The sequence below is a fragment of the Arthrobacter sp. B0490 genome (assembly GCF_002929355.1).
Classification (GTDB): Bacteria; Actinomycetota; Actinomycetes; order Actinomycetales; family Micrococcaceae; genus Arthrobacter_D.
Genome location: NZ_PJIR01000007.1, coordinates 188,290 through 201,550 on the forward strand (window position 1 = coordinate 188,290; position 13,261 = coordinate 201,550).

Sequence of the window (13,261 nt, forward strand, 5' to 3'; positions counted from 1 at the left end):
CATGCCAGATGTCGTGGTCGTCGGAGCGGGCCCCAACGGACTCGCGGCCGCCGTCGTGATGGCTCGCGCCGGACTGTCGGTGAGGGTGCACGAGTCCGCGCCGACGCTGGGCGGCGGATCGAGGTCCCTCCGGCTCATGGACGAGGAGCACCTCCACGACTTCTGCTCGGCCGTCCACCCGATGGCCCTCGCGTCGCCGTTCTTCCGGGACTTCGAGCTGAGCCGGCGCATCGGGTTCGCCGTTCCCGATGTCTCCTTCGCCCACCCCCTGGACGGCGGGCGGGCAGGGATCGCCTACCGGAGCCTGGAGCGGACCGTGGCCGGGCTCGGCGCCGACGGGGAAGCGTACCGCCGGCTCCTGCAGCCGCTCACCGAGCGCGAGCAGGGCATCCTCGCCTTCACGCTCGATTCCGTGGTGCGCGTCCCGAAGAAGCCGGAGGCGGCGCTGCGTTTCGGTCTCGCCGTCCTCGACCAGGGACTGCCGTCGTGGAACCGCCGCTTCAGCACCGACGAGGCCCGTGCCCTCGTCACCGGTGTGATGGCGCACCCGGTGGGAACGCTGCCCTCGCTGACCGGTGCGGGGGCCGGCCTGGTGCTGAACCTCCTCGCCCACACGGTCGGCTGGCCCATCCCCGTCGGGGGCTCGCAGTCGATCGCCGACGCCCTCGCCCTCGATCTCCGCGAGCACGGCGGAGAGATCGTGACCGACAGCAGGATCGGGGCCCTCGCCGAGGTGTCCGATGCACGGGCGGTGCTCCTCGACGTGGCACCGAAGACCTTCCAGGCGATGTCCCGCGGACGGCTGCCGGCCACCTACGAGGCGGCACTGTCCGCCTTCACCTACGGCAATGCCGCCTGCAAGGTGGACTTCATCCTGTCCGGGCCCGTCCCCTGGGCGCATCCCGAGCTCCGCCGGGCGGGCACCGCGCACCTGGGCGGGACGCGCGAGGAGATCGCCGCCGGGGAGAAGCAGGTTCGGCAGGGCAGCCACCCCGAGAGTCCGTACGTGCTCCTGTCCCAGCCGTCCTCGTTCGATCCCACGCGGGCGCCGGAGGGCAGGCACACGCTCTGGACCTACTGCCATGTCCCACGCGGCTCCACCCGGGACATGGCCGAGGCGATCACGGCGCAGATCGAGCGGTTCGCGCCCGGCTTCCGCGACGTCGTCCTCCGCAGCCACACGACGACGGCGAGCGCGCTCGAGGCCTACAACGCCAACTACGTGGGCGGCGATTTCAGCAGCGGCGCGGTGAACCTGCGCCAGATCGTGGCCCGTCCCGTCCCGTCCCTGCAGCCCTGGGCGACTCCGCTCGAGGGCGTGTACCTGTGTTCCCAGTCCACGCCGCCGGGGCCCGGGGTGCACGGCATGGCAGGATTCCATGCGGCCCGGCTCGCTCTCAGGCGTGAGTTCGGCCTGCCCGTGCCGGCGCTGGGACTGCCGACCCGACCCTGAGGGCGGGGAATCAGCCCGCCGGTCCGACGACGCGCCGGGCGGCCTCCACGGCGCAGGCGCGGTGCGCGGACAGCGGGGTCGTCGCGGCGTTCTCATGCGCCACGAGGGGAGCCTGCACCCAGGCCTGCGCGATGCCGAAGAGGATCGGGAGGAGTTCCTCGGGCGCCCAGGACGCATCCACGTGGCCGAGGTCCTGCGCCTTCCGCACCGCCGTCAGCTTGGCGTCCGGCGAGGTGCCGCCCGGGAGGTCGTAGTCCACGCCTTCGAGCCGCGCCCAGGTGAGCATGCGCAGGATGTCGGGGTGCTCGTACGCGTGGTCGAAGACGGCTCCCACGAAGGCCGGGACATCGGCGGGGTCGAGCACCACGGCCTCGTGGAACTCGGCTGCATTGGTGTCGAGGACGGCCTGGAACAGGGTCGCCTTGTCGGTGAAGTGCGCGTAGAGCCGTTCCTTGCTCGCCGAGGCGGCCTTCGCGATGCGGTCGATCCGTGCCCCTGCCAGGCCGCAGGTCGCGAACTCGGTCCGCGCGGCCAGGAGGATGCGGGAGCGTACGTCCGTCGGAGAAGGCATTCCTCGAGTATACCCAAACGAACTAGTTCGTTTGACTTGGGCGGGATGCCCGCCCTACTGTCGGATCGCCACCACTACGAGGAGATCCATGTCCGTCCCCACCCCGGGCCCGTCCACCCTGGATGACGCCGCCACCCCGAGAGCCGCCGCGAACCGCTGGCTCGTGCTCGCGATCGTCGCGCTCGCCCAGCTCACCGTCGTCCTCGACGGGACCATCGTCAACATCGCCCTGCCGCAGGCCCAGGCGGAGCTCGGCATGTCCGACAGCGACCGCAGCTGGGTCGTGACCCTCTACGCCCTGACCTTCGGGGCGCTCCTCCTCCTCGGCGGCCGGATCGCCGACTTCTGGGGGAGGAAGCGGTCCTTCCTCCTCGGCATGGGCGGCTTCGCGCTCGCCTCCGCCCTCGGCGGCATCGCGACGTCGGGCGAGATGCTGCTCGTGGCCCGCGGCCTCCAGGGCGCCTTCGCCGCACTGCTGGCTCCCGCGGCGCTCGCCATCCTGTCGGTGACCTTCCCCGGCGGCAAGGACCGCGTGCGGGCCTTCGCCGTGTACGGGACGATCGCCGGAGGCGGTGCGGCCGTCGGACTCCTGCTCGGCGGCGTGCTGACCGAGTACACCAGTTGGCACTGGTGCCTGCTCGTGAACGTGCCGATCGCCGTCGTGGCCATCGCCGTCGGCATCCCCGTGCTCCGGGAGAGCCGCGCCGACGGGAGCACCCGCTACGACGTGCCGGGAGCCGTCCTCGTCAGTCTCGGTCTCGCTTCGGTGGTCTACGGGTTCTCGCGGGCCGAGGCCGGCTGGATCCGGCCGGACACCCTCGGGTTCCTCGCCCTCGGCGTGGTGCTGCTGGCTCTGTTCGTCCTCGTCGAGTCCCGGGCGGACCACCCCCTCCTGCCGCTGCGCATCATCACGAACCGGGCGCGTGCCGGCGCGTACCTGTCCTCCATCGCGGTCGGCGCGGCATTGCTGGGCGCGCTGCTCTACCTGACGCTCCACTTCCAGATCGTCCTCGGCATGGGTCCGCTCGTGTCCGGGCTGGCGTCCCTGCCCATGACGGCCGCCATCATCGTGTCCGCGGGCTTCGTCTCCCGGCTCCTGCCCACCGTGGGCCCCCGCGTCCTCATGACGGCCGGCCCCCTGATCGCCGCCGCGGGGCTGCTCCTGCTGAGCCGCATCACGGTGGGCGGCTCGTACGTGCTCGAGGTGCTGCCCGCCCAGATCCTCCTGGGCATCGGCCTGGCCCTCGTCTTCGTGCCCCTCCAGAACGTCGCCCTGCTCGGTATCGCTCCGCGCGATTCGGGCGTTGCCAGCGCCGCGGTCACCGCGACGCAGCAGATCGGCGGTTCGATCGGCACGGCGGTCTTCACGGCGCTGTACACGGCGGGTGCGGGAACCCTGGCGGGCGGCGCGGCCGGCGGGCTCCAGTCGCTCGTGGACGGCTACTCCGTGGTGTTCCTGGCTGCTGCGATCGCCCTCGCGCTCGCGTCGCCGGTCTCCTGGTTCATGATCAACGTGCCGCGGGACGCGTTCACGACGTCGAACGACGCCGTGCACCTCGGCTAGGTCACGCGCTCGCGGGGTGCTCGTGCGCCCCGCTCTGCAGCCAGGCGACCGCCAGGTGCCGCGACGTGAAGAACCGGGTGGGGCAGGGAGGCGAGTTCACGCCGAGGAAGAAGTTCGCGAGCATCCGGTCCACGGGTGACGACCCCAGCAGGGCGATCCGCGACGCGGCACAGGGGATCGCGAAGACCGCGCGGGCGCCACGGGTGACCGTCCTCGTGGTCTCCATGTCGACGAGCATGGGGTGGCCCGCGCCCACGGCGAGGCTGTTGACGGCCGCCATGGCCCACTCGGCGTCCTCCGCCGTGATGGTGCAGTCCCTGTCCCACGCGAGGTGGAGGATCCCGTCGGGCAGCAGCTCGAGCGTGGCCTTGCCGCCCTCGATCGGTCGTGCGGTCATGGCCGGTCTCCTAACGACGCTGAGGCTTCCGGACCGGAGGGCCGTGCACACCCTGTGAGACCAAGGATCAGCGAGCGCCCATCATAGCGAAGTATCCGGGGATGCTGGTGCTGGTCCTGCCGCTCATCGGGACGGCCTCGATGGTGACCGGGCCGTCCGCGAGCACCGACCAGGAGCCGTCGGGGAAGGCGGCACGGCGCTCCGCCCGGCCGAAATGGCCCGGCACCGGGATGCCGCCGATGGCACGCTCGAGCGGAGCCGGGATGCTTCCCGGTCGCGCACCGAGGCTCTGCATGTAGGAGAGCGGGTTCCCCCGGAAGTTCGTCTCGGTCAGCAGCACGCGGCCCCGGCTGCCGACGACTTGCCGGATGTTCTCGCTGAGATCCCTCCGCTGCCGGGGCCTCAGCACGTGGAAGACCCCGCGGACGAAGACGTTCGAATCACCGTGCTCCTCCTGCAGCAGCCTGCCCGTGCCGGGCACGGTCAGGTCGAGGGTCCGGAACACGACCGCGGGCAGTCCCTCCGATTCGCGTGCCGCACGCCGCACGGCGCTCTCCGCGACGTCGACACCGAGGGCCGAGGGGAAACGCCCTGCGAGCCAGCGGGTCCACCGGCCGTTGCCGCACCCCACGTCGATGATCGGCAGGCCGTCATCCATGTGGCCCTCGAGGACGTGCGCGTACTGATCCGCCTCCGTGCCGATCTCCGCGTCCCACAGCACCTCCCCCTCGGTCCCTGTGCTGCGGACGCGGCTCCAGTACCCCTCCCAGGCCGCGGCCGGATCGCGCGGTGTCCGCTTGGCGAGGCGAGCCACTTCGGGCATCATCCGGAGCTGGTCGAGGATGTTGAGCATAGGACGAGGGTACCGAGGGTCGCGCGTCCGCCGCCCCAAGCCAAGCATTGCCGCAGGATACGGCGTCCGGGGACCGAAGATCGCCTCCGGTCCCCGGACGCCGACCTATGCTTTCGGCACCAGGACCACGACCGAGGAGAGTTCCATGCGGCGCGACGATGCACGCGCCGGGAGGCGTCCGATCGGGTGGGGCCCCTCCCGGGTGCTCATCCCCGCGATGGCCGTCCTGATGGCCGTCTACACGACGGGACTCCTCCTCGGCGATCCGGCGACCTTCGATCCACTGCTGGATGGGTGGCTCTCCATCCTGACCGAACTGCTGGGCGTGGGCCTGTGCGTCAGCGCGGTGGTGCGGACCCGTTTCGTCCAGCCCCGGATCGTCCTCGGGACGGCGGCCGTGACCGCCTACACCGCCGGTGACGCCTACTACGCCGCATCCCTCGGCAACGAGGAGGCACTGGCCTCCGCATCACTCGCCGACGTGGCCTACCTCGCCTTCTACCCGCTCATGCTCGGAGCACTGGGCGTGGTGGTGATCCGCCAGCTGAAGAGCCTGCTGTGGCCGCTGCTGCTGGAGAGCATGGTGGGAGCGCTGGGGGCCGCGTCGGTCATGGCCATGATCCTCGCGCCGGTCCTGGGTCCGGGGGCCATCGTCGGGACGACGATCGAGGTGATCGTCGCCGTCGTCTACCCGCTCCTCGACCTCCTCCTGATCACGGCCATCGCCGGCATCCTGGCGACCCGCGGTCTCGACATCGGCCCCCGCTGGCCCGTCCTCATCGGCGGCATGATCGTCTTCTCCGCCGCGGACGTCGCCTACGCGCTGGGCATGCAGGACTACGCGGTCGGTTCGATCATCGACGCCGGCTGGGTGGCGGGCGTCATCGCCATCGCCGTCTGGGTCGACGGCGCGGCGGACACCGGCCGTGTGGCGCTCCTCCCGCGCCGCGGGGTGCCGGAGCTCGCCGCGCCCGTCGTGTCCACGGCCGCGGCGCTCACCGTCCTGGTCGTCGGGAGCCAGGTCCGGATCCCGCTCCTCGCCGTGGTGTTCGCCGCCTCCACCCTCGCGCTCGCGGCCGTCCCGCTCGTGTTCCGGCACCGCATGCTCGTCCTGCTCGCGAGGACCGACGAACTGACGGGCCTGCCCAACCGCCGCGCCCTGCTCACCGATGTGCCCGACCGGCTCGCCGCCGGGAGCACCGGCGCGCTGCTCCTGCTCGACCTCGACCGCTTCAAGCACATCAACGACGCACTCGGCCACGCCGTCGGGGATGCCCTCCTCGTGCAGGTGGGCGGACGTTTCGCAGGTCAGCTGAGGCCGGGGGACCTGCTCGCACGGCTGGGCGGCGACGAGTTCGCCGTGTTCCTCGAGGGCGTGTCGGAGGCGGAAGCGGTCTCGGCGGTACGGCGACTGGAAGCCGAACTCGCCGAACCGGTGCGGGTGGGCACCGCCACCCTGCAGGTCAGTGCCAGCATCGGCGTGGCCCTGACGCCGCGACACGGCGCCGACCTGGGGCTGCTCCTGAGGAAGGCGGACATCGCCATGTTCCGTGCCAAGTCCGGGCACACCGGCCACCACGTCTACGACGCCACGGACGACGACGACGGCGCGCTGCGGCTGCGGACGGTCCAGGAACTGCGCACGGCGCTGGCCGAGAACCAGTTCGAACTGCACTACCAGCCGCAGGTACGCCTCTGCGACCGCCGGGTCACGGGTGTCGAGGCGCTGCTGCGCTGGAACCATCCGACGCGCGGCCGGCTCTCCCCGGCCGCTTTCGTCTCCCTCGCCGAGGAGGCCGGCCTGATGCCCCCGCTGTCCGAACTCGTCCTCGGGCGCGCCATCCGCCGGGCCGCCCACTGGCGGGCCGAGGGCCTCGATCTGACCGTCGCGGTGAACCTTTCGGGCTCCTGCATCCTGCCGTGCCTGCCCCACCAGATCCTCGCCCTCCTCGAGCAGCACGACGTGCCTCCGTCGTGCATCGTGCTCGAGATCACCGAGGACGTGCTGATGTCCACACCGGCCGGCACCGCCGCGATCCTCGCGCGGCTCCGCGCGGAAGGTGTCCGGATCTCCATCGACGACTTCGGGACCGGCTACAGCTCCCTGGCCTACCTGCGGGACCTGCCCGTCGACGAACTGAAACTCGACCGGTCCTTCGTCACGGCCATGCGGGAGGGCCCGCGCGCCATCGGGCTGGTGGGCTCGATCATCGACCTGGCGCACAGCCTGGGCCTCCGGGTGGTCGCGGAGGGCGTCTGCGACGAGCAGATGCAGGAGGAACTGCTCGCACGGGGATGCGACGTCGTGCAGGGGTTCCATCTCTCCGAGCCGCTACCCGCCCCGGAGGTCTCGGCCTGGATCGCCGCCCGCGGCGTGGGGGCGGGCCGCTGAGGCGAGCGGATCCGGCTGACGGATCGACGAAAGAAACGCCCTGCCGGCCCCGACACGCTCGGTGGTTGATCCAACATCTGGCAGTGTGTCACCCATGACATCCGACCCCCATGCGCGCGTCGCACTCATCATCGAAGACGACGCCGATGTGCGGGAGCTGCTGGTCATGACACTCGGCATGAACGGCTTCACCACCTTCGAGGCGGAGAACGGACGACAGGGCGTCGCCCTCGTGCGGGAACATCGTCCCGACCTGGTGACCCTCGACCTGAACCTGCCGGACATCGACGGGGTGGAGGTGTGCCGCCAGATCCGGCCGCTCACCGACGCCTACGTCGTCATGATCACGGCGCGGCAGGACGAGATCGACCGCCTCATCGGCCTCGAGATCGGCGCGGACGACTTCGTCGTCAAGCCCTTCAGCCCGCGTGAGGTCGGGGCCCGCGTGAATGCCATGTTCCGCCGCCCGCGGAGCACGGGCCGCGACGGCTCACAGCCCCGGCCCGGCGCCGGGACAGCGGAGGCATCACAGCCTGCCGGGGTGGCCACGGCGACGGTCGGACAGCCGGCCCAGGCCGGGAACCTGCTGACCCATGGGCCCATCGACGTCGACACGGAAGGCCGGATCGCCCTGCTCGACGGTGTCGAGCTGCCGCTCACGCGGATCGAGTTCGATCTCCTGGCGACGCTCGTCTCGGGTCCGCGCCGCGTCTGGCAGCGGGAGACCCTGCTCGCCCGCATCTGGGGCGACGGCTGGATCAACGACCAGCACCTCGTGGAGGTGCACATCCGGAACCTGCGGAAGAAGCTGGGCGAGGACACCAAGGCTCCGCGGTTCATCCGCACCGTCCGCGGGGTCGGCTACCGCATGATCCCGCCGAGTGCGGCCTGAAACTCCCCGCTCAGGATGCGCAACCGGGCGACGACCGCCGGATACTCACGCGGGTCGTCGATCAGACCCAACGCCGCTGACGAGCCCTCCTCGAGCCGGCGTGCGCCGACCATCGACGCGCTGACGTTCAGGCTGAGCAGGGCGACGACCGCGGCATCGGCATCGCGGGAGGCGAAGGCGTCCTCGACGGCGCGGACCCGCTGCGGGAGGAGGTCCACGAACGCCTCGGCGAACTGCAGTGCACCCGCCCGGCTCGCCAGTTCCTCCCCGAGCCCCTCGAGGACCGCCCGGTCGAGCGCAGGACCCTCGATGCGCTCCGGTGAGGGGCCCCGATGCCCTCGTCCCTCAGGGTCGCCCGTCATCATCGCCCGATCGGTGTCGTCCTCGGTGTCGTCCCCGGCCTCGTCCTGGTCGGGGCGTGACCAGATCATGAGGAGCAGGGCGCCGACGAGCACCGCGGGGATGCCGTAGACCAGCACGTGGCTGACCACCGGGGTGCGGAGGGCGCGGATCGCGTTGCCGACCTGGGGGATCACCGCCGCAGCCTCGTAGACGGAATCACCCTCGAGCGTGGCGATCCACGGGTCCACCGATCCGTTGGCATCGCCCTTGGTCCGCACGGCGGTAGTGCCGTCGGCCCCCCGGATGACCTCGACGACGCGGTGGGTCTCCACGCGGTGGTCCTCGACCGGGATGTGGTAGCTGATGACGTCCCCGACGGCGATCCCGCTGACGGGCTGCAGCGTGGTGACCACGACGTCGCCCGGCACGATCTCGGGTGCCATGCTGCCGGTGAGCATCGTGGCCGTCTGGTACCCGAAGAAGCGGGGACCGACGGCGAAGAACAGGACGGCGACGATGGCGAGCACCATGAGCAGCGTGCCGAGGAGGCTCGCCAGTCGCTGGACGAAGGACCGACGCTGCGCCGCGGGCGCGGGTCCGGGCGCGGGTCCGGCCGGAGCGGGCTGGGGGTCGGCTTCCGGGACCACGGCGGAGTGGAGCACGCGCGGGGTGGCCCGCATCCCCGGAGTGATGGACGGAAGGTCGATCGTCGTCACGCCTGCTCCTCTGTACGCCGCTGGTGTCGTGCGGCCGGTGTACTGCCTCTGGTTCCTGCTGGAGCTGCCCGCCGGCTCCGGTGGACGGTCCGGAACCGGCGGGAAGATCGCGGAGTGCTGCGCTCCTGAGGTCCACTCTCCTCGGCCCCGCTCAAACGCGACGTGCCCGAAGTGCGAAAGAAGACCGAAGAAAGAGCGAAGGCCCCGGACGCGTGCGTGAACGCGGCAGGGACGCGGCGGCCCTTCGGCGGGGACGCCGAAGGGCGGGCATTCGTCTGCCCGCCCTTCGGTGGATCGATTTCGGTGGATCGATGGGGGAGGAAGCCCCCTACGCGAGCATCTCCCGCACCAGGGGGATGACCTTCGTGCCGTACAGCTCGATGCTGTGCATGAGCTTCTCGTGCGGCAAGGGGCCCGCACTGTACTTCAGGTCGAAACGGTCGATCCCGAGGACCTGCGCAGTCGCCGCGATCTTCCGGGCGACCGTCTCCGGCGAGCCGACGTAGAGCGATCCGGCGTCGGCCTCCTGGTCGAACTCCGCGCGCGTCGTGGGCCCCCAGCCGCGCTCGCGGCCGATGCGGTCGCGCATGATCCGGTTGTCCGGCCAGAGTTCCTCTCGGGCCTGTTCGTCCGAGTCCGCGATGTAGCCCGGCGAATGGACGCCGATGGGCAGGGCGGGCATGCCGAGCTGATCGAGCGCACGATGGTAGAGGTCGACATAGGGGGCGAAGCGGGCAGGGTCACCGCCGATGATCGCGAGCATCAGCGGCATGCCGTAGCGTGCGGCGCGCACCACCGACTCGGGGCTGCCGCCGACGCCGATCCAGGTCTTGAGGTGCCCGCCCTCGGTCTTCGGGTACACCTCGTGGTTCTCGAGCCCGGGACGCGTGCTGCCCGACCAGGTGACGGGACCCTCCTTGATCAGCTCCGAGAAGAGGTCGAGCTTCTCCTCGAAGAGCCGCTCGTAGTCGGAGAGGTCGTAGCCGAAGAGGGGGAAGGACTCGGTGAAGGACCCGCGCCCGAGGATGACCTCGGCCCGGCCGTTCGAGGCGGCATCGAGTGTGGCGAAGCGCTGGTAGACGCGGACGGGATCGTCGGAGCTGAGGACGGTGACCGCAGACCCGAGGCGGATGCGCTCGGTCTGCCCGGCGATGGCCGCGAGGACCGTCTCGGGTGCGGAGACGGCGAAATCGTCGCGGTGGTGCTCGCCGAGGCCGATGAAGTCGACGCCGACCTCGTCGGCGAGGACGCCCTCCGCGATGACGTTGCGGATGACCTGCGGGTAGGGGAGCGGCCGGCCGTCCTCGCCGCGCGTGACATCCCCGAAGGTGTCGAGACCGAGTTCCAGTTCGCGTGCCATCGTCGTACTCCCGTGGTTGCCGTGAGGCCCACCCTGGGCCTGCTGGTAGAACGGGCCCGACCCCACCGTTATTCCATGCATATGTATGTATCCGGTGGAAGCCGGAGAATCCCGCGCACCGCTCGGGTCCGAGGGAGCGTCGGGAGGCCGCCCATGCACCGGCGTACCCGGGCGATGTCAGCGGGGTCCGCTGCACGCCCCTATGATGAGTTCGCGTTCAGAAGCGAGCGCACACCGAACGGGTCCTCAGCGACCCATGACCTCGGGGTTCATGACCATGCCTCCTTCGGGCACCACTTCCTTCCTCGCCGCGGCGAGCCGCCCCCGCAAGTGCGCCCCATGAGGACCGGCGACGACTCCCAGGATCTGTTGCTGCAGGGTCGGGGCATCGCCGAGTTCCTGCAGCATCTGGCGGTGCTCGGGGAGACGCTCTTCGGCGACGAGGGCGAGGTGCCGTGCGGGCTGATGTCCCAGCGCGGCAACAGGAAGTCGACGGTGGCCAGCAGTTCCCCGACCGCCGAGATCCTCAACGAGGGCCAGTCCCGGGTCGGTGAGGGTCCGGCGCTGGAGGCGTCCGCGAGCGGGGAGGTCGTGGTGGTCGAGGACGCCTCGAGCGACGCGCGGTGGGCGCGGTACTTCGGCCTCAGTGATGCGCTGGGATTCGCGTCCGTGCTCGCGGCGCCGTTGCGGCTGGGTACCGAGGGTATAGGTGTGCTGACGTTCTATGCCCGGCCGCGGTCGTTCTTCACGCGTGAGCGGCAGCGGGTGGTGGGGGTGTTCGTGGAGCAGGCGAGCCGGGCGCTGGAGATGGCGATGCGGGTGGCACGGCACCAGGACACGTCCGAGGATCTGCTGCAGGCGATGGAGTCGCGGACGAGTATCGACATCGCGATCGGCATCATCATCGCGCAGAATCGGTGCACCCAGGAGGAGGCGTTCGCGTTGCTGAAGAGTGCCTCGAACTCACGGAACACGAAGCTCCGCGAGGTCGCGGAGTCCCTGATCGTGCAGGCCACCGGGAAGGCCTCGAGCACCCACTTCACCAACTGACCCAGGTGGACGGCCGGTACCACCCGACCTCCTTCCTCCGAGCTCACCCCGAAGTGTGCGCGGGCCTCGGCCGTGAATCGGTCGAACCGGTGCTCCGCGCCCCTGTCCAGGAGGCCCGTCTCGAACAGTGCACGACACCTGTGCACCTCGTCCTCGTGGTCCTCGCTCGGAGGCGTCCTCCCGTCGCACGCAAGACCGCCCGGTTCGGTCCCGGCCCGGAGAAAGAGCCGGATCAGGGTCGAAAGGCCCTGCCCGGGCCGGCGGTTTACGGCGACGGTTAAGGGGAGGGCCCCCACGTATCCGGTCTCGACCGGCCAGGGGGCCTCGTGCTGCAGGAGGATTTCTCTGCGGTCGCGTCAACGGTAAGGACACGGCAGATGACAATCCCGGCACCGCACTACCGACCGACCACGAGCAGGCGTCCGGGGTCCGTCTCCCGGCCCTTGTCCGCCGGGTCCACACACCAGGTCGACGACGGCGTCCAGGAACGGGAGCCGGCGGCGGTTCCCCTGCTGACGGCCATCCAGCCGGGGGATCCCGCGGCGCCGCGCCCGGTGGACCGGCGGGCGATCCTGGTCGCCGTGCGGGGTGCCACGTGTCTGAATCCGTCCCTCGAGTGGGCGGCCCGTCGGGCGCGGTCGGCCGATCTTCCACTGACGCTGGTGCATGCCGTCCCGGCTGCCGATTCGGTGCCCCCCGGCACGTGCTACGCCGACGTGGTCGCTGCGGGCCGCAGGATGCTGCAGGACGAGGCCACCCGGTGGTCGACCAGGTACCCGACGCTGCGGGTGGGCACCTACCTCCACTGCGGCGATGTCGTCCACGCCCTGCTGGGGCTGTCGGCCGACGCATCGCTACTGGTCCTGGGCGCTGACCGCATGAACACCCTCACCGGCGTGTTCGAGGGTTCCGTGGCCATCCAGGTGGTGTTGGGGTCGCTGGCTCCGGTCCTGATCATCCCGGCAGGTCACAGGGACAGCGGCGACAGGAACGGTACCGCCCACAGCCATGTGGTGGTAGGCGTCGACGGCTCCGAGGAATCCTACGCTGCGCTGGCCCGGGCAGCAGCCGAGGCGCACCGGTCGGGTGCCGCACTGCGTGTCGTCGCAGCGGTGAAACCGGGATCACCCTCCTCGGACGCGCTGGCTGCGAGTGCTCCCGGTATGCTGCGGTCGGTCCACGCCGCCTACCCGTCCCTGGGGGTCAGCTGGATCGTGGACGTGCTGCGCACCCCTGCCCGGGCCCTGATGCGACACAGCCGGGATGCGGAACTCCTCGTGATCGGCCGCCACGGACGCGGTGCCAGGGCCGGGATGGGGGTCGGCTCGGTCACGCACACACTCCTGCTGCGCCCGCCCTGCCTGACGCTCGTCATCACGTCGCCCGGGCGGGCTGCACCCGGCGGGACCGACGCGGGGATCGCCCAGGGCGCGACCCATCGATCGCCATCCGTGTCGGGGTGAACACCTGCCCGAGCGCCTCACGCCGAAGGGCCCGGACGTCCTCCCGCAAGGCGCCGGCTGCCGGGGTTCGTGGTGGCATGCCCTCCCGGCCCAGAGGCGCAGGGGGATGGATGCCCAGTGCTACCCGAGCACCTGACGGGACGGGGCGCCCGAGGGCGTCGAGATGTAGACGGCGGCCTGGGTCCGTCGCCGGAAGCCGAGTTTCGCG

Annotated in this window: 11 protein-coding genes; 6 read left to right on the forward strand and 5 right to left on the reverse strand. The window is 71.0% G+C overall.

Annotation, left to right across the window (positions count from 1 at the left end; all coding sequences use genetic code 11):
- Position 1 precedes the first annotated feature (1 nt).
- Positions 2 to 1,453: an NAD(P)/FAD-dependent oxidoreductase gene (locus tag CXQ97_RS12670; protein WP_104181218.1), complete on the forward strand. Its 1,452-nt coding sequence runs from the start codon at positions 2 to 4 to the stop codon at positions 1,451 to 1,453.
- A gap of 10 nt (positions 1,454 to 1,463) precedes the next feature.
- On the opposite strand, the gene CXQ97_RS12675 is transcribed toward CXQ97_RS12670, so the two are convergent.
- Complete coding sequence (locus CXQ97_RS12675; protein ID WP_104181219.1) at positions 1,464 to 2,024, reverse strand: TetR family transcriptional regulator; 561 nt, start codon at positions 2,022 to 2,024, stop codon at positions 1,464 to 1,466.
- Between the two features lie 88 nt (positions 2,025 to 2,112).
- Between CXQ97_RS12675 and CXQ97_RS12680 the strand changes: the two genes are divergently transcribed.
- On the forward strand, positions 2,113 to 3,588 hold the full coding sequence (locus tag CXQ97_RS12680) for an MFS transporter (protein WP_104181220.1): 1,476 nt from the start codon (positions 2,113 to 2,115) through the stop codon (positions 3,586 to 3,588).
- A gap of 1 nt (position 3,589) precedes the next feature.
- Here the strand turns inward: CXQ97_RS12680 and CXQ97_RS12685 are convergent, their stop codons facing one another.
- Both CXQ97_RS12685 and CXQ97_RS12690 read right to left on the reverse strand, forming a co-directional pair.
- A complete protein-coding gene (locus CXQ97_RS12685) occupies positions 3,590 to 3,985 on the reverse strand; it encodes an STAS/SEC14 domain-containing protein (RefSeq protein WP_104181221.1) in 396 nt (131 codons plus the stop codon).
- Positions 3,986 to 4,052: 67 nt separating this feature from the next.
- Positions 4,053 to 4,838 (reverse strand): class I SAM-dependent methyltransferase, encoded by a 786-nt coding sequence (locus CXQ97_RS12690; RefSeq protein ID WP_104181222.1) that lies wholly within the window; start codon positions 4,836 to 4,838, stop codon positions 4,053 to 4,055.
- Between the two features lie 145 nt (positions 4,839 to 4,983).
- On the opposite strand from CXQ97_RS12690, the gene CXQ97_RS12695 reads away from it, so the two are divergent.
- Complete coding sequence (locus tag CXQ97_RS12695; protein ID WP_104181223.1) at positions 4,984 to 7,230, forward strand: bifunctional diguanylate cyclase/phosphodiesterase; 2,247 nt, start codon at positions 4,984 to 4,986, stop codon at positions 7,228 to 7,230.
- A gap of 94 nt (positions 7,231 to 7,324) precedes the next feature.
- Positions 7,325 to 8,122: a response regulator transcription factor gene (locus tag CXQ97_RS12700; protein WP_104181224.1), complete on the forward strand. Its 798-nt coding sequence runs from the start codon at positions 7,325 to 7,327 to the stop codon at positions 8,120 to 8,122.
- Here CXQ97_RS12700 and CXQ97_RS19525 read toward each other — a convergent pair.
- Together CXQ97_RS19525 and CXQ97_RS12710 are read right to left on the reverse strand one after the other, a co-directional pair.
- Positions 8,092 to 9,180 carry a signal peptidase I gene (locus tag CXQ97_RS19525; protein WP_258062547.1) on the reverse strand — a complete coding sequence of 363 codons (1,089 nt, stop codon included), beginning with the start codon at positions 9,178 to 9,180 and terminating at the stop codon, positions 8,092 to 8,094. The genes CXQ97_RS12700 and CXQ97_RS19525 overlap by 31 nt on opposite strands.
- A gap of 328 nt (positions 9,181 to 9,508) precedes the next feature.
- Positions 9,509 to 10,540 carry an LLM class flavin-dependent oxidoreductase gene (locus CXQ97_RS12710; protein WP_104181245.1) on the reverse strand — a complete coding sequence of 344 codons (1,032 nt, stop codon included), beginning with the start codon at positions 10,538 to 10,540 and terminating at the stop codon, positions 9,509 to 9,511.
- Between the two features lie 339 nt (positions 10,541 to 10,879).
- Here CXQ97_RS12710 and CXQ97_RS12715 point away from each other — a divergent pair, with 339 nt between their 5' ends.
- Together CXQ97_RS12715 and CXQ97_RS12720 are read left to right on the forward strand one after the other, a co-directional pair.
- Entirely contained in the window at positions 10,880 to 11,590 is a 711-nt protein-coding gene (locus tag CXQ97_RS12715) for a GAF and ANTAR domain-containing protein (RefSeq protein WP_181035067.1), read from the forward strand.
- 377 nt (positions 11,591 to 11,967) lie between these two features.
- Positions 11,968 to 13,053, forward strand: a complete 1,086-nt coding sequence (locus CXQ97_RS12720; RefSeq protein WP_104181226.1) for a universal stress protein — start codon at positions 11,968 to 11,970, stop codon at positions 13,051 to 13,053.
- The last annotated feature ends 208 nt before the right edge of the window (positions 13,054 to 13,261 follow it).